General features: G+C 37.8%; 13 protein-coding genes. 11 read left to right on the top strand and 2 right to left on the bottom strand.

The genetic code is table 11. The features are described from left to right. The first annotated feature begins 316 nt into the window (after window positions 1–316). Window positions 317–1996: a D-lactate dehydrogenase gene (gene dld, locus LACPOB_RS0104370; RefSeq protein WP_017867613.1), complete on the top strand. Its 1680-nt coding sequence runs from the start codon at window positions 317–319 to the stop codon at window positions 1994–1996. Window positions 1997–2447: 451 nt separating this feature from the next. On the opposite strand, the gene codA is transcribed toward dld, so the two are convergent. Continuing rightward, a complete protein-coding gene (gene codA, locus LACPOB_RS0104365) occupies window positions 2448–3683 on the bottom strand; it encodes a cytosine deaminase (protein ID WP_017867612.1) in 1236 nt (411 codons plus the stop codon). 295 nt (window positions 3684–3978) lie between these two features. On the opposite strand from codA, the gene LACPOB_RS0104360 reads away from it, so the two are divergent. Together LACPOB_RS0104360 and LACPOB_RS0104355 are read left to right on the top strand one after the other, a co-directional pair. Beyond that, on the top strand, window positions 3979–5349 hold the full coding sequence (locus LACPOB_RS0104360; protein ID WP_017867611.1) for a sugar porter family MFS transporter: 1371 nt from the start codon (window positions 3979–3981) through the stop codon (window positions 5347–5349). Between the two features lie 50 nt (window positions 5350–5399). Next, a complete protein-coding gene (locus LACPOB_RS0104355) occupies window positions 5400–5918 on the top strand; it encodes a DoxX family membrane protein (protein ID WP_017867610.1) in 519 nt (172 codons plus the stop codon). A 119-nt stretch (window positions 5919–6037) separates the two neighbouring features. Here the strand turns inward: LACPOB_RS0104355 and LACPOB_RS0104350 are convergent, their stop codons facing one another. Continuing rightward, window positions 6038–8245: a helix-turn-helix domain-containing protein gene (locus LACPOB_RS0104350; RefSeq protein WP_017867609.1), complete on the bottom strand. Its 2208-nt coding sequence runs from the start codon at window positions 8243–8245 to the stop codon at window positions 6038–6040. A 431-nt stretch (window positions 8246–8676) separates the two neighbouring features. Between LACPOB_RS0104350 and LACPOB_RS0104345 the strand changes: the two genes are divergently transcribed. The 8 genes from LACPOB_RS0104345 (at window position 8677) to LACPOB_RS13000 (ending at window position 19610) form a co-directional block, all read left to right on the top strand. Further along, window positions 8677–10254, top strand: coding sequence for an acyl CoA:acetate/3-ketoacid CoA transferase (locus LACPOB_RS0104345; protein ID WP_017867608.1), 1578 nt, complete (start codon window positions 8677–8679; stop codon window positions 10252–10254). A gap of 44 nt (window positions 10255–10298) precedes the next feature. Continuing rightward, window positions 10299–11513 carry an acyl-CoA dehydrogenase family protein gene (locus tag LACPOB_RS0104340; RefSeq protein ID WP_017867607.1) on the top strand — a complete coding sequence of 405 codons (1215 nt, stop codon included), beginning with the start codon at window positions 10299–10301 and terminating at the stop codon, window positions 11511–11513. 50 nt (window positions 11514–11563) lie between these two features. Then, window positions 11564–12811: a thiolase family protein gene (locus tag LACPOB_RS0104335; RefSeq protein WP_017867606.1), complete on the top strand. Its 1248-nt coding sequence runs from the start codon at window positions 11564–11566 to the stop codon at window positions 12809–12811. Between the two features lie 171 nt (window positions 12812–12982). After that, entirely contained in the window at window positions 12983–15031 is a 2049-nt protein-coding gene (locus LACPOB_RS0104330; RefSeq protein WP_017867605.1) for a 3-hydroxyacyl-CoA dehydrogenase/enoyl-CoA hydratase family protein, read from the top strand. A 291-nt stretch (window positions 15032–15322) separates the two neighbouring features. Beyond that, the gene (locus tag LACPOB_RS0104325; RefSeq protein WP_017867604.1) at window positions 15323–16861 is read left to right on the top strand and encodes a class I adenylate-forming enzyme family protein; all 1539 of its coding nucleotides are present in this window, start codon (window positions 15323–15325) and stop codon (window positions 16859–16861) included. Window positions 16862–17140: 279 nt separating this feature from the next. Continuing rightward, window positions 17141–17437 carry a hypothetical protein gene (locus tag LACPOB_RS0104320; RefSeq protein ID WP_017867603.1) on the top strand — a complete coding sequence of 99 codons (297 nt, stop codon included), beginning with the start codon at window positions 17141–17143 and terminating at the stop codon, window positions 17435–17437. Window positions 17438–17645: 208 nt separating this feature from the next. Next, window positions 17646–18941 (top strand): adenylosuccinate synthase, encoded by a 1296-nt coding sequence (locus LACPOB_RS0104315; RefSeq protein WP_017867602.1) that lies wholly within the window; start codon window positions 17646–17648, stop codon window positions 18939–18941. A 543-nt stretch (window positions 18942–19484) separates the two neighbouring features. After that, window positions 19485–19610, top strand: coding sequence for a hypothetical protein (locus LACPOB_RS13000; RefSeq protein WP_017867601.1), 126 nt, complete (start codon window positions 19485–19487; stop codon window positions 19608–19610). Window positions 19611–20064 lie beyond the last annotated feature (454 nt).

Below are 20064 nucleotides of genomic sequence, written 5' to 3'. Positions count from 1 at the left end.
TCATAATTGAAAAATTGTGGTCTCTTTTTTATATAGTGTATGAAAAGTTTGCTATGAGAAGACGTGTTCATTCAAAAGTGTGGTCTATACTTTAATTTTTTTAGTTTAGGATATCTTTCTGAAAAAACCAGAATAAACATGCAGAATTAACACATTCCTTCAAAAGAAGAAATGGACAAAAAGCCAATTTATCTATTTTTTTAGAGGCCTGGATTTTAAGTACTTTTCATGAGTTTGTTTACTACTCAAAATGATAAAAAAAGCGTATCATATAACAATATAGTCATTGAAATGTTATAGAGGGGGAGAAGTTAATATGAAATTAGTTGATGACTTAGTCACTGTTGTTGGTAAAAAAAATGTCATTACCAACAAAGCAAAATCTTTACGTTTCCGAAAAGGATATCGTTCAGGTCAGGGGGATGCACTAGCGGTAGTATTTCCAACTACTTTAATGGAAATGTGGCGTGTTTTGAATGTTTTGCATGACAACAACATTATTATTATCATGCAGGCATCCAACACTAGCTTGACAGAGGGATCCACACCAGCTCCCGGTTATGACCGGCCGGCAGTTGTCGTAAGCGGATCGAAAATTAAAGATCTACAGTTGATCAATAATGGGAAACAAGCACTTGCTTTCCCTGGAACGACACTGTTTGAATTAGAAAACAAACTAAAGCCACTCAAGCGAGAACCACATTCAGTTATTGGCTCATCTAATTTAGGTGCATCAGTAATTGGTGGCATTAACAACAATTCTGGTGGTGCTTTGATCAGAAGAGGCCCAGCTTATACAGAGCTATCATTGTATGTGTGGATCGATGAAAATGACGAAATGCACTTAGTTAATCATTTAGGTATTGATTTGGGTGAAACGCCTGAAGAAATTATTACTAATTTGCAAAACCGTAATTTTGATGTAAATCAAGTTCCAGCTACCAAACGTCATGGGTCAATGTACCAACATGAAAAAGTTGTGCGTGATGTTGATTCAGATAAACCCATTCGCTACAATTCTAACCCTAAAGAATTGTATGAAGTATCTGGATCTTCTGGTCACGTTGCCGCACTTGCCGTCAGATTAGATACATTCCCAATGGATAAGAAAACACAAATGTTTTACATTGGAACAAACAATCCTGACGAGTTGGAAGATATACGTCGGCATATCATGACAACTTTCAAAGAATTACCTGTTTCTGGTGAATACATGCATAAAGATGCTTATAGATTAGCCAAGCAGTATGGTAAAGATTCTTTGGTCGTGATCGAAAAAATAGGTACAGGACACTTGCCACAATTGTTTGCGCTAAAAGCGTGGGGCGAACGTTTCTTGAAGCCTATCCCATTTTTCAAAAATTATTTCCCAGATCGCTTACTTCAAACATTGAGTCATTTATTCCCCAATCAAATGCCTAAAAGATTAGATGACTATTATGAAAAGTATGACCATTATTTGCAATTAAAGATGGCCGGCAATGGAATTGAAGAAGCTCGTGAATACCTCAAGTCTTACTTCGCAAAGGCTAGTGGTGACTACTTTGAAGCTGATGCAAATGAGACCAGTAAGGCGGCAACGCACCGCTATGTAACAGCGGGTGTTGCTATTCGTTATCAGGAATTAAAGCAGGACAGTATTGATATTTTGCCATTAGATATTGCATTGGCAAGTAATGAATATAAATGGTTTGAACATTTGCCTAAGGAAATCGAAGATAAAATAGAGTACAAAATCTATTATGGTCATTTACTTGATCACGTCATGCACCAGGATTATATTTTAAAACCAGGTGTTGATGCACATAAGCTAAAAGAAGAAATGCTAAAAATTTTGGATGAGCGTCACGCTGTTTATCCGGCAGAGCACAATGTAGGGCACTTATACTTAGCATCACCTGACTTAGTCAACCACTATAAGAAAAATGATCCAACCAACAGTTTCAATCCAGGCGTTGGTAAACAAACAATGTCTAAGTACTGGGGCGAATATTAAGCACAAGCTTTAAAAATAATTTTTTGTTAAGTGGTACTGTACTGATAAACCAAATTAATTGAAATTAGTATAGCTTAAACTCAAGCTGTCTGCTCCTTGATGGAGTGGGCGGCTTTTTTGATGCTAATTAACGAACAATTTATTTGAAGTTGTTCTAGAACCTGTACTAAATCGGGAGTTAGCTTAGGATGTGTAACTTAAATTGTCAATAATCTCTTTTAAATTGCAGTTCAGGTTTAATTTTGTATAATTAGTATCTGAAAAGTTCTTGGAAGGTTGGACAAAATAAACGCTAAGTGAAAAAAACTGGGATAAAAACAAGAACTGTATTATATCCAGAATTATTAGTTTTGTCTCAGTCCCTTTCGAGTTAGGATAAAATAAATATATATAAAACAACACAAGTAATATTCGGGAATGGTCCCCAGCTAAATATTACTTGTGTTGTTTTTTAGAAATTGAATGTCGTTTCTGCAGGTTTAGTTTCTATCAATACTTTACCATGACGGATATTAAATAATACGCTACGATGTTCGTTTAAAATATCATAGAAGTTTGTGCCATCCAAGATAATGCAATTAGCGAACTTACCGACTTCGATACCATAATCATCTGTGATATGCAGAGTTTTAGCACCATTGTAAGTCACGAAGTTAAAGGAATCTTGCAGTTGTTGGTAACCCATAAGTTGACCAGCATAAACACCCATCGACAAGGGATCCAACATATTACCACAGCCTAGTGGGCTCCACGGGTCAGCCACGTCATCTTCACCAAATGACACATTGATCCCAGCTTTGTCTAATTCTTTGATCCGTGTTAATCCGCGACGTTTAGGGTAGGTGTCGAATCTTCCGCCTAGATGCATGTTAACTAGTGGATTAGAGACGAAGTTTAATCCTGCCATTTTCAATAAACGAAATAGTTTGTAAGTATAAGCATCATTATATGAGCCCATCGCTGTGGTATGGCTGGCTGTCACCCTGTCTTTTAGTCCTGTTTCATAAGCCTGTGTGGCCAACACTTCAAGATTTCGCGAATTTGGATCATCGATCTCATCACAGTGCACGTCAACGAGTTTGTCATATTTTTCAGCCAATGAAATTAAATATTTAACTGAATCGGCACCATATTGTTGGTTGAATTCATAATGAGGTACGCCACCGACCGCGTCTGCGCCCTCCTTGACTGCTTGTTCTAGTAATTCTTTACCGTTGGGATATGACAGGATGCCTTCTTGCGGAAATGCGACTAACTGTAAATCAACAATATCTTTCAACTCATCTTTAAGTTCTAATAGAGCTTCCATTGCGACTAAATGAGGATCGGTGGTGTCAACGTGGCTTCGTATATGTTGAACCCCATTTTTAACTTGCTTTAAGATCGTCTTTTTAGCACGGTCTTTGACGTCTTTTTTTGTGAGTGATTTCTTTCTTTCTGACCAGATCCGGATCCCATCAAACAAAGTCCCGCTTTCGTTCCATTCTGGTTCACCTGCAGTTAAAGTTGTATCTAAGTGTACGTGTGAATCGATAAAAGGTGGTAATAAAACATTTTCTTTCCCATCGATCACCTTTTCTTGGGCGTTAGGCGTGATATTTTCTGCAATACGATTAAATTTACCATCAGTGATACGAATGTCTCGTGCTTGTGCTTGGTTATTGATGTGCACGTTTTTGATCAACATACTAATGACCCCCTTGTTTTTCTTATATGCTATATCTAATTATACTTTATATGTTAACAACAAGTAACGAGCGCTTAAAATTTTTAAGCTGCTAGAACAGTCTATTTTTATGGTAAACCGCTTACTAACGGCGTTAGGGCCCCTTTTACTTGACAGCTTTGGCAAATAAAATTATTTTTGAAGTGTATAAAAATATTTGGTTTGTAACAGTTAGCTGCAGAAAAATGAGCGTCCTCAGATTATTTTTTGAGAATGCTCAGAATTTTTTAGCTAAATCAAAAAGGAGAGGAAAGAGTTGGGAGAAAATAGTAGCTCAAAACGAGTTAGTGGCTCGCTTTTAAGATATTCTTCTTATGTTATTGCTCTAGGCGGATTTTTGTTTGGCTATGATACTGGTGTGATCAATGGTGCGTTGTCATTTTTGAGCTTACCAGACCAGCTGGATTTATCTTCGTCCGCACAGGGTTTAGTTTCAAGTTCACTGGTTTTAGGGTGTACTTTCGGAGCATTGTCGGATAGTTATTTAGCTAACCATATTGGCCGAAAGAAGTTATTACAGTGGGTCGCTGTGATTTTCACTCTTGCAACCTTAGCTTGTGCTTTGTCGTTTAACCCAATAATGTTGATTGGTTCGCGTTTTGTTTTAGGTCTATCAGTGGGTGTGGCTTCAAGTTTATCACCTTTGTATTTAAATGAAATTTCACCGGAACGTCTTAAAGCTCAAAATGTTAATAAAAATGCGATTGCGATCGTGTTAGGGCAGTTAGCAGCATTCACAGTCAATGCTATTTTAGGCTCGATCTTTGGAGATTGGCATGCTATCTGGCGTGTTATGATGGTTGTAGCGGCAATTCCAGCAATTTTATTATGGCTTTTATCATTTGATCTACCGAATAGCCCTTTTTGGCAGTTACTTAACCAAAGCCGTTCTAAAGCGGTCAAAACCTTCAGACGTTTGCATTTCCCACGTTTGGATATTCGTGAAGCTATAACTGAAGCACGTCAAGAAATTAAAAATGGTGATTCATTTGAATGGAGCAGTGTTTTTAAAGATAAGTACTTGCTTTACCTACTCATTGCTGGGATTACTGTTGGTTTTATTCAACAAGCATCTGGTATCAACACGGTTATGTATTATGGTACAGTTATCCTAGAAAAAGTCGGTTTAGGGTCTGGTGCTTCACTTTACGGTAATATTTTGATCGGTCTAGTTTCGTCATTGGCTATTTTAGTCGGAAGTCGTTTATTAGACCAGGTCCACCACCAGCATTTATTAGTAGCTGGATTGATTTCAAATGGTGTGACTTTGTTTATCTTAAATGTGGTCATGAAAACAGATATGTTTTCTCAAACAACTAACAATATTTTAGTCTTGATCATCTTAGCGATTTTCTTAGCTATCCAACAAGGAGTAGTTAGTCCTGTTACGTGGTTGTTATTGTCAGAACTTTTTCCACAACATGTGAAATCGACCTTTAATTCAATCGGGACAGCTACGACTTGGATCGTTAATTTCGTGATCAGTTTAATTTTCCCAATTTTGATGGATATATTAGGTACAGCAGGGGTATTTTTAGTATTTGCTTTCGCAAATGTAGGTTGTGTTATTTTGGCAGAAGTACTAGTTAATCCGCGTTTAGTCAAAAAAGCAAATGAGGTACTATAAGATTAAGTGAAGTAGCGTTACTATTTAAACATAATATTGGAGGGCTCTTGATGATACAATGGTTGAAAAATTCTAAGGGCGGTTTGATAGTCGTAACACTAGTCCGACTGTTTGTGGCAATCGAATGGCTGATCGCAGGTTTGAGCAAGTTTAAGGGAAACTTTACAGCTAAACCTTTTGTTATGCAAGCAATCAACCACCCAGTAAAAGATGATTTTGGAAATGAAGCCTATCCGTGGTTTACGGCATTTCTTAAAACAATTGTTCAACCACAAATGGGACTGTTTAATTTCTTAGTTCAATATGGTGAATTATTGATCGGTTTGGGTTTGTTGTTAGGAACGTTGACTACGCTGGCCAATTTCTTTGGTCTGGCGTTGAATTTTATTTATTTGTTAGCTGGTTCAATTTCTACTAACCCTTTATTGTTATTTTTGGGGATCATTATTCTCTTGGCTGGGCCTAATCGTTTTAAAATTGGTTTTGATTATTGGTTGAATCCGTTTTTACGTCGAAGGATACCATTTCTAGATCGTAAGAAAAAGAAATACGAATTACATTTCTACTAAAGTAGAAGGAAGTAAGATTTCAATATTTTGGAACACGTTTAAGGGTCATCGATCTATCCCATTGAATGGGTTAAATCGATGGCCCTTTTAGAATCGCACAGCTTTTTGCTGGGACATTATTATTCGAAGATCGTGTCATCATAGAGGTCAGACATTTTATAAGCTAATTGTAAATTAAAACGCTCATTAGCGTCATTAATGTCAATTTCTAAAAGTCCTTGGATCTTATTTAAACGGTAAACAAGAGTACTGCGGTGCAAGTACAACTCTTTGGCCGTTTGGGTCACATTTCCATTATTGTTTAAATAGACTGCAAGTGTTTTAAAGAGGTTGGTTTGGCTATTTTGTGATTCAAGATGGAGCTTTTTTAAATATTTACGTACGAATAATTCGGTAGTCGGATCATCTTTAAAAGTATTCAAAACAGTGTAAGACCCTAATTGGTCAAAAGCCGCGTAGTTTATGTCTAGTTTACCTTTTAACAAAACGTTCACGGTTTTATCAGCCTTTTGATAGGCTTCATTATAATCTTTGGGATGGTTACATAATGCACCGATCCCTAACACAAATTCTTTTTCAAATCCTTCACGCTGACTGATATGTTGCATGCGTTTGAAAAAAGTCTGCCAAAAGTTAGTCTCATTAGTGGAATTTTCTGGAACAAACAAGAGTAACTGTTGTTCAAAAATAGCTGTGATCGCGCTGGGTAATAAGCGGCTGATGATTTGTTTCATTACTGCAAAGGCGGCGTTATTTTTAGTTTGGATCTCTAGTAGATCCGCCCCTTTAGCTTCGGGTTGCTCACGTAAGGCGAAAATAGCTGTATAGTAGGGACGATGTAAGTCCCAATTAAAGGCACTGGCATCCGTTGCTAGCTTTTGTGGATCTTTGATTTGTTCTGAGAATAAGTGTGAAACTAAATCAGATTTAATGTTTTCAATGGATGTTGTTTTAATTTCTTTTTTGATGAATTGTAGCGAATAAATATTTCGCACCATACTTAGAACGATGTCAAATAATTCTGGGTCGATATTGTCTGTATTTTCTAAGGCGAAATAACCGTGTAATTCACTCCCGTCGGTCAATTCGAGTAATTTAAAGTTGCGCTTTTCGGTGATCGCAATGTTGGTTGGTTCCTTGTTTTTTAATTGGTGAGAATTTTTTCCAGCAGCCACTAGTTGTGTTTGAGTTAACGGGTCATCTTCTTTTAAATGGTAATCGATCAAGTTAAAATAGCGGTCATATAAGACAATGCTCGAATTAAATAATTTGCCAAAAGACTTGTTGATCTGAGTGAAATTTTCAGAATGGATCGTTTGATGGAGCATCGCTTGCTGGATCTTTAATAATTCCTGCAAATTTTCTTTTTGTTTGTGTTCTTTATTTGTCAACTGTGAGTTTTCATACATTACGGTAAAGTAGTTGGCATACATTTTAAGGTTGTTAAGGTCGTTACTAGTATAGATATAACCAATCTCTTTTTGGACGTATAAGACACCTATCATTGAGATCCCTACAGTTAAAGGAATAGTCATTGAGGTATAACCAATCGTTTCGACATTTGGAAAGTAAGTATGGATCGAGTTATCTTTGGCTAGCGGGATCACGCTTTTTTTGTCGTTGATCCCGTAAACAGGTTGGTAAAGTATCAACTTGTCTTTTGTTTCATTAAATAAGTAAATTGCAGCAGTTCTTGAATTTGTTTCACGTCCACAAAAAACAATGGTTTTCTCGACTAAATTTTTGATAATGGCCGGTAAGTCTAAGTCAGAACTAAGTAGTTGCATTTCGAATAAGGATCTTTCTTTTTCCTCATTACGAGTGATCAAGTTTAGTGCGACACCAATAAAACGCCCCATTTCGTCAAAACGGCTTTGTAAGTCATCGTATATAATATTTTGTTCGCGGTAGCCCACAATACAGAGGCCAAAGGTCTTTTTTTCATCGACCAGTGGAACGGTAAACCAACTTTTAAAGCCGATTTGTTGAAAATACCGGGAAATTTGGGTACTTTGTGTAAATTCATTTGACTTACTATTCATACTTTTTTCGAAAAAAAGTGGATCGATCTTAGCTAACGGATAGGGAAATAAAGCACTGAGGTCATATTCTTTGGTGTTAGTACTGCTCAATTGAATATGGTCGTTGACGATGGTACCAATCGCGATCAGATCACACTTAAAGTTATCGGCAAACATTTGGGCAGTATAGCGGAGTATTTCATCGCGCGTATCAAATTTCATGACTTTGTGTGATAGTTCTTTCATATGTCTGGTAACGGAAGTAATGAATTTTTCTTCTTTAATTGTATGATCTGTGTGTTTCAAATAATGATCTCCTTTTAAATTAGAAAGCCAAGAAGCTTGATGGAAAGTGGATAAAACTAACGTAGTGATATTTTGTGAGTTTCAAGGCTTAAAATGAGTTTTATTAATGATTTTGGTTAAATTAACGAGTATTTGTAGCTAACCAGTCTATCTAATAAGCTTATTATACCAAAAAAGCGTTTACAAAAGAAAAAATAAGTAATGGCTGATAGAATCATGGGATAATTTGTAGTATTTTTTCAATGAATGTCCACTGATAAAAGGTGATAATATAGGAATTTCCTACAAATTAACCAAAAAATGTAATCGCATTCATTGCTTATATCGATGCTTTTATAAGGGGTTATAGATAAACTATAGTTAAAGATCAGATAAAAAAGCAATAGGGATGATCATTGACGGAAATTTTTCCAAGAGGAGGCTTATCGAAAATGGGTAAGAATAAAGTGATCTCACAAAAACAGGCGGCCGCTTTAGTCAAGGACGGAGATTTAGTTACCGCTCAAAGTATCGGAATGGCTGGTTATCCAATGCACTTGATCAAGGGGGTCCAAAAGAGATTCCAGGAACAAAGTCACCCTAGAGATATCACATTTATGTGGTCATGTGGTTTAGGCAACTGGACAGATGGACAAGGTGCTGATCCGTTGGTCGGTGAGGATGGTTTAGTCAAACGGATCATCACAGGCTACGTTGGGGCTTCTCCTGCAGCTGTTAAACGAGTTAATGATAACTCAGTGGAAGCATACTTGATGCCACAAGGGGCGATCACACAAATGTATCGTTCGATCGCAGGACACAAACCACTTATTTCTCAGGTTGGTTTGAAAACTTTCGTTGATCCTCGTTTAGATGGTTCTAAAGCAACAACCATCACTAAAGAAGAATTGATCGAGTTAGTTAAGATCGATGATAAAGAATACTTACGCTACCCAGATTTGAAGGTCGATGTTGCTTTGATCCGCGGTTCATACGCAGACGAAAATGGAAACTTAAGTATCAGAGAAGAAATTTCTACTTTAGAGCTTTTAGAAGCCGCTTCAGCCGCTAAAAACTCTGGTGGGATCGTGATCGCTCAGGTTGCCCACTTGGTTGAAAATGGCTCACTTGATCCAAAAGAAGTTGTTGTTCCTGGTGGGATCGTCGATTATATCGTGGTTTCGCCACAAGAAGACCATAAGCAAACACAAGGTGTTGTTTATGATCCAGCTCTTTCAAACCAGATCCGAGTGGTTTTAGACAAGGATAAGGAACCTTTGCCACTTTCACCTAAGAAGATCATCGCGCGTCGAGCTGCAATGGAATTAGAAGCCAACACAGTAATCAACGTCGGAGTTGGGACACCAGACTTGGTACCAGTCGTTGCCCAAGAAGAAGGGATCGGTGATTTGTTTACAAGTACAGTTGAAAATGGTGTTTGGGGTGGTAGCCCAGTTTCTGGACTTGATTTTGGGGCTGTTTACAATGCTGAAGCATCGATCTCGATGGCCAACCACTTCGACTTATACGACGGCGGCGTCTTAGATCTAACAGTTCTAGGGATCGGTGAAGTCGATCAAGCGGGTAACGATAATGTTTCAATGTTTGGTAACCAAGTTGCTGGTCCTGGAGGTTTTATCAACATATCACAAAACACACAAAATATTGTGTTTGTTGGGACGTTGACTGTTGGTGGTAAGTCACATGTTGAAAATGGAAAGGTCATTATCGACAAACAAGGAAAAATGCCGAAGTTTGTTAAGCATGTTTCTCAGGTGACCTTCTCCGGTGAATTCGCTACTGAAAAGGGACAGAATATTTTATACGTTACAGAACGCGGGGTTTTTGATCTTCATGATAATCATTTACGTTTGATAGAGATCGCTCCTGGTATCGATCTACAAAAAGATATTATCGACCAGATGGAATTCGAACCAGAAGTATCTAAAAACTTAGTTGAAATGAACCCAGATATCTTCCAAGAAAAATGGGGTAAGCTGGCTGATATCGTTAATGCCAAAACAAAATAGTAAGCCCACTAGTTGGGATGAGCCATAAAGAAAGGATGTCTAGCATGAAAGAATCAAAAGCAGACCAAAAATTTGAAGAGCGCGGATTATTTTTCTCAGACCTTTACGGTTTTTCTAACAAATTGACTCAAGCAGAAAAAAGTAAGTTGCAAGAATTAGAAAAAGTGCTGCAAGAAGATATTCATCCACTTTTGGCAGATGGTTGGGACAAAGCACAGTATCCATTAGATGCTATGCAAAAACTCTACGATCTACATTTGATCGATGCCCCTTCATTGACAAAAGGACGTGAAGATAAAAGTACTTCCGAATTATACCGGGGTTTCCGAGCTTATACCTTAGCTAAAACTGACCCAGTTGTGGGAACATTCTATACACAAAATGCCGGTTTATTCCATGAATGTGTCCGTTTGGGCGGAAGTGATGAACAGGTTGCCCGCTTGATGCCTGGTGTTCGTTCGTGGGAACATCCTGGTGCAATGGCTATGACAGAACCAGAACATGGTTCCGATATTGCCGGTGGTGTTTCAGCCACAGCCAAACGTGAAGGCGACACGTGGATCTTGAACGGTCATAAAAAGTGGATCGGTGGCGGAGCAGTAGTTGAATACTTAGGGTTCTTCGCTCGTGATGTTGACGATGATCAAGTTAAATTATTCTATGTTCCACGTGAAACAAAAGGAGTCGAGACATTTGTTCAACCACAAAAAGGTTTGTTTCGTATGATGCCGAACGCTGAGATCATCATGAAAGATGTAAAAGTTAGTGAGGCAGACCGTGCTCAAAAGGTCAATTCCTGGAGAGATGTAGCACACATCTTACGGAATACTCGTTCCGATGTTGCTTGGTTATTAGCTGGTGCAACTGCTGGAGCATTTGAATCAGCTTTGAAATATACACGTGAAAGACAACAGTTCGGTAGACCATTGTCTAAGTTCCAGTTGATCCAAGAAAAATTAGCTAAGATGGCAATGAACTGTCAGTCAACGTTAGCGATCTCTGCTAGGTTAGCTGAGGAACAAGAGCAAGGGATCTATTTAGAAGAAAATTCTTCAATGGCAAAGATGCACAACGGTCTGAAAGCTCGCGAAACTTCCGAACTGGCACGTGAAGTTTGTGGTGGTAATGGGATCTTACTTGAATATGATGTGGTACGCTTCTTCACAGATATAGAAGCAATGTACACATACGAAGGAACAAATGAGATCAATTCATTGATCATTGGCCGTTATTATACCGGCACAGGTGCTTTTGTTTAAAGAGTAAAAGCAAAATTAATGCAAAAGAAAAGTAAGAAAGGATCAGTAAAATGTTAAAAGCAAAAGAAGATAATATCGTATTTGTTGGTGCCGCAAGAACTCCTGTTGGTTCATATTTGGGAGACTTGAAAACGGTACCTGTACAAGAACTAGGTGTGACAGCTTTAACTGAAGCAATTAAACGGTCAAATGTTAAAACAGAAGACATCGATGAAGTTATCGTAGGCCATGTCACTGGTTCACAGACGAGCAATAACTTGGGAAATATCATCGGGATCGATACTGGTTTACCAAAGACATCTACAGGTATGACAGTTAACCGGATCTGTGGTTCCGGGATTCAATCAGCTGTCTCAGCTGCTTTAGAACTTTTAGTTAGCAATAAGAAATTTATCGCTGCTGGTGGTGCAGAATCATTGTCACGTGCACCTTATTATTTGCCAGAATCAGTGCGCTATGCCGGCTTGAAGTCTGGGGATCAACGCTTGATCGATGCTAACGATGAAGGACATCGTACAGCTTCGGGTAAAGATTCGGGTATCAACCACATGGGTAATACTGCTGAAAATGTGGCCCATTTATTAGATATTAGTCGCGAAGAACAAGATAAGTTCGCTTACCGCAGTAATATGAACGCAGTTGAAGCCCAAAACAATGGTCGCTTTGCACAAGAGATCATCCCAGTTGAAGTTAAGGGACGAAAAGGCAAAGTTACAGTCGTTGATAAAGATGGTGATCCACGTCCAGACACAACAATTGAAAAATTGAACAAGTTGAGACCTGTGTTTGAAAAAGATGGTTCAGTTACTGCTGGTAACGCGTCAAGCTTGAATGATGGCGCTGCTTTCGAAATCATGACAACGGAAACAACTGCTAAAAAAGAGGGCCTTGAGATCATGGGTCGGGTGGTTGATTACCAAATTTCCGGGTGCGACCCAAAATACATGGGCTTAGGACCAGTAGCGGCTATCCAAGATCTGTTAGAACGTCGCGGGATGGATCTGCAAAAAGATATCGATTTATTAGAGATCAACGAAGCTTTTTCAGCGCAAACTTTAGGCTGCTTGAAGCAATTAGGTATCTCAACAGATTCAGATTATTATAAAAACAACTTTGATCCCCATGGTGGTGCTGTAGCAATGGGACACCCATTAGGTATGAGTGGTGCCAGGATCTTGACAGAAGTCTTGTATGAATTCAAGAACCGTCCAGATGTACACTATGCAATCGCATCAGCATGTATCGGCGGTGGTCAAGGAATTGCAATGTTGTTAGAAAACGGATACTGGAAGGGATAAGTGAGCAAAACAAGCTTTGGCTTATATAGTTATCATACCAACACCCTAACTTTATCTATCGTTTTTAAGCTGATAAACGAGGACCTCTCTTTTCCTCCTAAGAAATTATATTGATATATTGAGAAATTTAAGAAAATAAAAGATTTATTGAACAAGAAAGGAAGATGAACAATGGCAGAATTTACAGCAGCAGTTGTTGGAGCAGGTACAATGGGATCCGGTATTGCGCAAAAAATCGCACAAGAAGGTGTTCCTGTAACGATCGTTGATGTAACACAAGAGCAAGTTGACTCAGGGTACAAGAAAATCAAAGACATGCTTGATCAAGGTGTAAAACGTGGCGTATTTACACAAAAATACGTTGATGAAACATTAGGCCGCGTAAATTTGGCGACAGATTATTCAGCAATTAAAGACGTTGATTTTGTTGTTGAAGCTGTGTTCGAAGACCTGAAAGTTAAGCAAGACGTCATGAAAAAACTTGATGCGATCTGCAAACCAGAAACTATCTTGGGTTCAAACACTTCAAGTTTGTATGTTCGTGACATTGCAAAAGCAACAAATCGGCCAGAGAAAGTTTTGGGGACTCATTACTTCTTTCATCCAGCTAAGAACCGTTTGCTTGAGATCATTGCTCATGATGGAACAACAGATGAAACGATCCAAATCGCTAAGAAATTCGCAGATTTAACTGGTAAGACAGCAATTTTTGTTAAGGACTCCCCCGGATTTGCAGTTAATCGTTTCTTTGTTCCATGGTTAACAGAAGGCGTTAAGATCTATGAAGAAGGTATTGCTAACAAGGCAACAATTGACAAAGCTGCTGAAGAAGCATTCCAAATCGGTATGGGGCCTTTTGCCTTGATGAATGCCACGGGTATTCCGATCGCATTGCACTCAGCTGAATCGTTTGAACGGGAATTAAGTCCATTTTACAAAGCACCACAAACACTGGTTGACAAGGTTGAAGAAGGTAATTTGTGGGACGTTGAAGACGGGGACGTTGACCGTACAAAATTCGACGAGGTTGCTCATCGATTGTTGGCAACATCGATCGGTGCAGCTGCTAAATTAGTTGATGAGGGTGGCGCAACAGTCGAAGATATTAATCGTGGTGCGATTGTTGGCTTGAAATGGCGCTTAGGGCCTTTCCAATTGGCTAATGAATTTGGAGTCGAAAATGTCTACAAATGGACACAAGAAATGGCCGCAGCTCGTCTTGGTTTTCCAGAAGTAAAAATGTTGAAGGACCAAGCCGCATCCAAAAAACCATTTGAATTCCGTTATGTTGATTACGACAAGGTCGGCGATAAAGTTACAATTACGATCAATCGCCCAGAAGCCATGAATGCTTTGAATTACGTGGTTGTTGGTCAATTACGTAAGGCCTTTGATAAAGCTGAAGCAGATCCAGCCGTTAAGACGATCGTCTTTAAGGGTGCTGGTAAAGCATTCGTTGCCGGAGCTGACCTGAAGTTCTTCGTGGAAAATGTAAATAATGGTACTTTAGATAATATTGTTGACTTTACACGTGACGGACATAAACTCTTCCGTGATATCGAAACTTCAAGCAAGTTAACGATCGCAGTTCTTGATGGTTTATCATTGGGTGGTGGTTCAGAATTAGCATTGTCTGCTCAGGCGATCGTCGCAACAGACAAGGGTACATTTGGCTTCCCCGAAAGTGGTTTAGGCATCTTCCCAGGTTACGGTGGCATGCTTCGCTTTAACAAACAGGTCGGTAAAGAGATCGCTAAGTACTTTGTCTTAACCGGTAAGACAGTTGGTGCAAAAGAAGCAAATGACTTAGGTATTATAACTAAGTATACGGCTCCAACAGAAGTTGATGAAGCAATTGGACAATTAGAAGCAGCTGGAGAAAATGATAAGTATCATGATCGTGAAACACCTGCTACGTATCAACAGATTGTGATCGCATTCTCTGATGAAAATATTGAGAAAACATTGAAGGGCGAATCGGTTGATGGAGTAGACGACGCTTTCATTCAAAAGGTTGCTAAAACTATTTCTCATAAATCACCTCACTCAGTGAAAGTTATTCCTGCAATTATCGACAAACAGACAAATATGACGATCGATGAAGGTATTGATTATGAATTATCACAGTTAAAACCAATGTTTGCTGACCCAGAAGCTAAAATCGGCTTGGAGGCGTCAGTCGGTGGATACAGACCAGACTTTAGCGCTGCAGGTAAATAATTAACTAAATGCAACTTGGTGGTAATTTTAGTTAGACTAGAGACTCCAGGGACAAGTGTCACTGGGGCTCTAGGTACATATAAATAACAGGACAGAAAATCTTGGTATATGGTATTTCCATATAGAGACTGTAATGGATGGATAAGTTTAAGCAATGGTTACCCAGGAACTTTTCTCCTGTTACTGAACAGATATACTGTTGCACATAAAAAGGAACAACAATTTGTTTTTTTATCAAAGTCAAAAAGATAGCATGATTTAAAACTTGTTTAGCCTAAGGGGGCAATTAAAGTGGATATTGACTGGTTACAGAAAAGAGCACAGATCGATCCCCAAAAAGTCGCAGTGATCGATTCGTTGACTGATAGAAAGTGGACTTTTACTGACTTAAATCAACGTGCAAGAAAACTGGCTGCTTATTTGCAACAACATGGGGTGGGTGTAGGAGACCGAGTTGCTTTATTTGCAAAAAATGATATTAGTCACCTAGATCTCTTTTTTGCAACCAGTAAAATCGGTGCAATTTTTGTACCACTTAACTGGCGGTTATCATTGATGGAATTAAATGATATTTTGTCTGACTGTGATCCAACAATTATTTTTTATGATGAAAGTTTACGTGTTAAAGAAGAAGTGGTTTATATTGGTGATAAATATCAACTACGAGATGTGCATCAGGTAGCTTATGAAGATGTTTTTTCGCAGAAAGAATTTGCACACTTAAAAGTTAACTATGTGAAAAAAGATGAACCAGCTGTCATGATCTACACAAGCGGCACGACGGGTGCTCCTAAGGGAACTTTACTAAGCCATAGTGGGATAATTCATAACGCATTCTTTACCATTTCAAATTGGAAGTTGACTGCGCAAGATTCAACTATCACGATTGGACCGATGTTTCATTCAGCAGGATTATTTTGTTTTACGGTCCCATTGTTGTTGGTTGGTGGAACAGTTATTTTACAACCGACTTATGAAGCTCAGTTAACTACAGAAAATATGTCGAAATATCGTCCAACGAGGGTCTTCATGGTTCCTACTATGTATTATGATCTCTGGCAAAGAGGTATGATCGACTATGAGGCCTTATCATCAGTCAAACAGCTTATTTCTGGTGGGGCACCACCGTCCCAGAAAGTTGAACAGGCTTTCGAAGAGAAAGGTTTATACATTCAAAATTCTTATGGTATAACCGAAGTTGGACCTAATAATTTTAATAAGAGTAAAACAACTGTTACAAATAAACCTACGTCCGTTGGTAAACCATTTATGTTCGCAAAAGTACGACTAATTGGTGATGACGGCGTTGAAGTCAAACAAGGAGAAGTAGGTGAGTTACAAATCGCGGGTGAACATGGTTTTATTGGTTATTGGAATAATACTAAAGCTTCACTCGAATCATTCGCAGGGGAATATGTTAGAACAGGTGATTTAGCCTATGAAGATGAAGATGGGGACTATTTTATCGTTGACCGTAAAAAAGATATGATAATTACTGGAGGAGAAAATGTCTTTCCGTCTGAAGTCGAAAATGTTTTGCATGCTCATCCAGCTGTAAGAAATGTGTGTGTCGTCCCATTCCCTAATGACCGCTGGGGGGAATCGGTTGCTGCAGCGGTGATCTTAAAGGACAAATGTCCTAGAGAGACGACTGAATTAGTCAAAGATCTTAGTGACTACGCGCTGCGCTTTTTGACGAAGTATAAAATCCCTAAGTTTTATTATTTTACTAAGGAATTTCCCTTGAATGGAACAGGTAAAATCAATAAACGAGCTTTGAAAAAGGTGGTCACCAGTCAAATTAAGGATGGAACATTACAACATATATAGTTGAATAAAAAACGCTATGACATGTGAACAAGCTGTGTCATAACGTTTTTTGATGTCTTTTTTGGAAGTTACTGGATCACCCTTAAAAACGGTGATTTTGATAATTATCTGTCTTATTGAATTGATGGGATGATGATTTTATCTAACTTACAAGTAAATGTTGAACAAGGGATAGATTTAGTTTTGATAAAGTTGACACTATATTTTTGAGCAGTAGTTGGTTATTATAATCATTAAATGGGATAATAACACTAAATATTTACGGAATGAGATGAAAAATTGAAGTCCAATAAAGCAATTGCGGCTCAAGCCAATCAATTGATGACAATTTTTAAAATAGAAAATGCTGCTAGTGGGGCGGAAGTTCAGGAAATCATCGATCGGGCCGAAGAAAAATTAAATAAGCGGCAGATCCCACCGCAAAAGATCATGGAAGAAGTGGTATTAGCGATGTATTCCTTGAAAGTTAAGGGAACTATTTCTATCGGCGACACCACATTTAACACCTTAAAAGAAATGGAAAAACTTTATCGGCAACGTAGTTGGTTACCTTTCAGGCCGTATGATCCCTGGTGATACAAAAAAATAACGATACAGTAACTTGTTGTTTTTTTACTTATTTTTAAGTATAAAGTTCGTTAATTTCCATTTTTTAAACATCGATATATAATAATATTCGGTTTTAACTTGATTGATAGGTGGTAGTTTGATACAATTATCAAGGTGTGTTTACGAGCACAAACTGAAATTTGTGATCAACAATTATATTAATGAGGTGAATGTAATGTCATCAGTAGTAGTAGTTGGGAGTCAATGGGGCGACGAAGGAAAGGGTAAAATTACAGACTTTCTGAGTCATGATGCGGAAGTTATCGCACGTTATCAAGGTGGCGATAATGCTGGACATACGATCGTATTCGATGGAGATACTTATAAACTACGTTTGATCCCGTCTGGTATTTTTTATCAAGATAAAATTAGTGTGATCGGTAATGGTGTCGTGGTAAATCCTAAGTCCTTAACTCAAGAAATTGACTATTTGAAAGAAAGAGGAGTTTCTACAGACAACTTGCGTGTTTCAGATCGAGCCCATGTTATTTTGCCTTATCATATTGTCTTAGATAAATTACAAGAAAAAGCTAAGAAAGATAGTAAAATCGGTACTACTGCTCATGGTATTGGGCCAGCATATATGGATAAAGCTGCTCGGGTCGGGATCCGAATCGCTGACCTATTGGACAAGGATATCTTTGCAGCCCAATTAAAAGTTAACTTAGAAGAAAAAAATCGTTTATTTAAGAATATGTATGATTATGAAGGAGATCAGCTTGATTTTGATACGATTTTCGAAGAATATTATGCATATGGCCAACGAATAAAAGAGTATGTGACAGATACATCGGTTGTTTTAAATGATGCATTAGATGCCGGAAAACGTGTACTTTTTGAAGGTGCACAAGGTGTTATGCTTGATATTGACCAAGGAACATATCCATTTGTAACTTCATCTAATCCTGTTGCTGGTGGGGTTACGATCGGTAGTGGTGTTGGTCCTGCTAAAATCAACAAGGTAGTTGGGGTATGCAAAGCATATACGTCACGTGTCGGTGGTGGACCATTTCCAACTGAATTATTTGATGAAGTCGGCGCTCATATTAGAGAGGTTGGTCATGAATATGGAACGGTCACTAAACGTCCACGTCGGATCGGCTGGTTCGACAGTGTTGTAATGCGTCATGCCAAACGTGTATCTGGATTGACAAATCTTTCTTTAAATTGTTTAGATATTTTGACGGGGCTCGATGAATTAAAAATCTGTACAGCTTATGATTTAAATGGTGAAAAGATTTATCATTATCCAGCTAACTTGCAAGAACTAAAGGCATGTAAGCCAATTTATGAAACACTCCCAGGTTGGAAGGAAGATATTACTGGCTGTAAGACTTTAGAAGACCTGCCGGAAAATGCTCGTGCGTACATTCATCGAGTCGAAGATTTAGTTGGCGTTAAAATTTCGACTTTTTCTGTTGGTCCAGATCGTGACCAGACAAACGTTTTAGACAACGTTTGGGGTATTTAGAAACATTAAATAAAAGTTGGTTACAGTAGTTTTTAAAAGAAAAATGAAAGTAATGAAATCATCCTCAAATAAGAACATTTTTTGTGGATGTTTTTTTATTTTCGACAAACAATTATAACATTATCCTATATTTTATTTAAGATAAATCTTATCAATGATTTTGAAAATAAACTCTTTAATCAGAACTTAAAAAAATATTGCTTTTATATAGTTGATACATCTTCTTTTTTAATTTGAGATAAAAATGATATTTTTTTGAAATATGCAGAGAAAGACCTTTTATAAATGCTGTTAAATTAAGAAAATAATTTATTTTCTTGCTTTAGATATTTCTTTTATACATAAAAATTAAAGAAAATCAGCAGCATAAAAATTTTTTTCTCGGTCAAATTACGTGCTGTATGAAGAAAAAATGTGTCAAGTAAAATATTTTAACTGTATTCGTTCTTTTAATTCAATAATAAGGGCGTTAGAATAGGTAAGTAACAGGTGATCGGAACGGACGTTTGGATAACGTGGTATTCGGTATTGGAGGAATGTTGGATGGCACTAACAGCTAAAGCCTCAACTGAAGAATTGGTTGAAACAGTAATGAATAGGCGTTCATGTTCGTACCAAGAGGCGATTTTATTTTTGCTGCATTATGCACAGAATTCAAGCAATAATTAGCTCTATATTTAAAGAGAGTGAGACAAAAGATGCTTTGAAGCCGATTTGTAACGATGATTGCGTTATTTTGGGTCGTAGCGAAGCGAAGAACTAGGATAACGCAATCGTTGTTACAGTAAGGCTTCAATCTTTTGGAACACGTTTAAGAGCCATCGATTTAACCCATTTAATGGGATAGATCGATGGCTCTTTTATAACCGCACAGCTAGTTTTGTCCCAGCCCCTTTTATTTTTAATTAGTGAATAAAGTTCAAAAAGATTAATTTATTTTATATTTTGCAAAATTATGTGAACTAAATTGCTAATTTTTTTGCTAAATAGCATGACTTTATTTTTTGTAAGTTTGCTAAACAAACAACAATGTATACGGTAACATAGAAATGAAAACCGGTTTTTAAAAGCTTGAATTCTTTGTGAAACGTGACCTAAAAAGCAAGCTACTTTAATGTTGAAA

This window comes from Ligilactobacillus pobuzihii E100301 = KCTC 13174, from assembly GCF_000349725.1.
GTDB classification, from domain to species: Bacteria; Bacillota; Bacilli; order Lactobacillales; family Lactobacillaceae; genus Ligilactobacillus; species Ligilactobacillus pobuzihii.
This window is presented reverse-complemented; position numbering and strand designations above follow the sequence as displayed.

What these genes read in the sequence shown, in the direction of transcription:
- dld (WP_017867613.1), top strand. Translation starts at nt 317, where the DNA reads ATGAAATTAGTTGATGACTTAGTCACTGTTGTTGGTAAAAAAAATGTC.
- codA (WP_017867612.1), bottom strand. Translation starts at nt 3,683, where the DNA reads ATGTTGATCAAAAACGTGCACATCAATAACCAAGCACAAGCACGAGAC.
- LACPOB_RS0104355 (WP_017867610.1), top strand. Translation starts at nt 5,400, where the DNA reads ATGATACAATGGTTGAAAAATTCTAAGGGCGGTTTGATAGTCGTAACA.
- LACPOB_RS0104345 (WP_017867608.1), top strand. Translation starts at nt 8,677, where the DNA reads ATGGGTAAGAATAAAGTGATCTCACAAAAACAGGCGGCCGCTTTAGTC.
- LACPOB_RS0104340 (WP_017867607.1), top strand. Translation starts at nt 10,299, where the DNA reads ATGAAAGAATCAAAAGCAGACCAAAAATTTGAAGAGCGCGGATTATTT.
- LACPOB_RS0104335 (WP_017867606.1), top strand. Translation starts at nt 11,564, where the DNA reads ATGTTAAAAGCAAAAGAAGATAATATCGTATTTGTTGGTGCCGCAAGA.
- LACPOB_RS0104330 (WP_017867605.1), top strand. Translation starts at nt 12,983, where the DNA reads ATGGCAGAATTTACAGCAGCAGTTGTTGGAGCAGGTACAATGGGATCC.
- LACPOB_RS0104315 (WP_017867602.1), top strand. Translation starts at nt 17,646, where the DNA reads ATGTCATCAGTAGTAGTAGTTGGGAGTCAATGGGGCGACGAAGGAAAG.
- LACPOB_RS13000 (WP_017867601.1), top strand. Translation starts at nt 19,485, where the DNA reads ATGGCACTAACAGCTAAAGCCTCAACTGAAGAATTGGTTGAAACAGTA.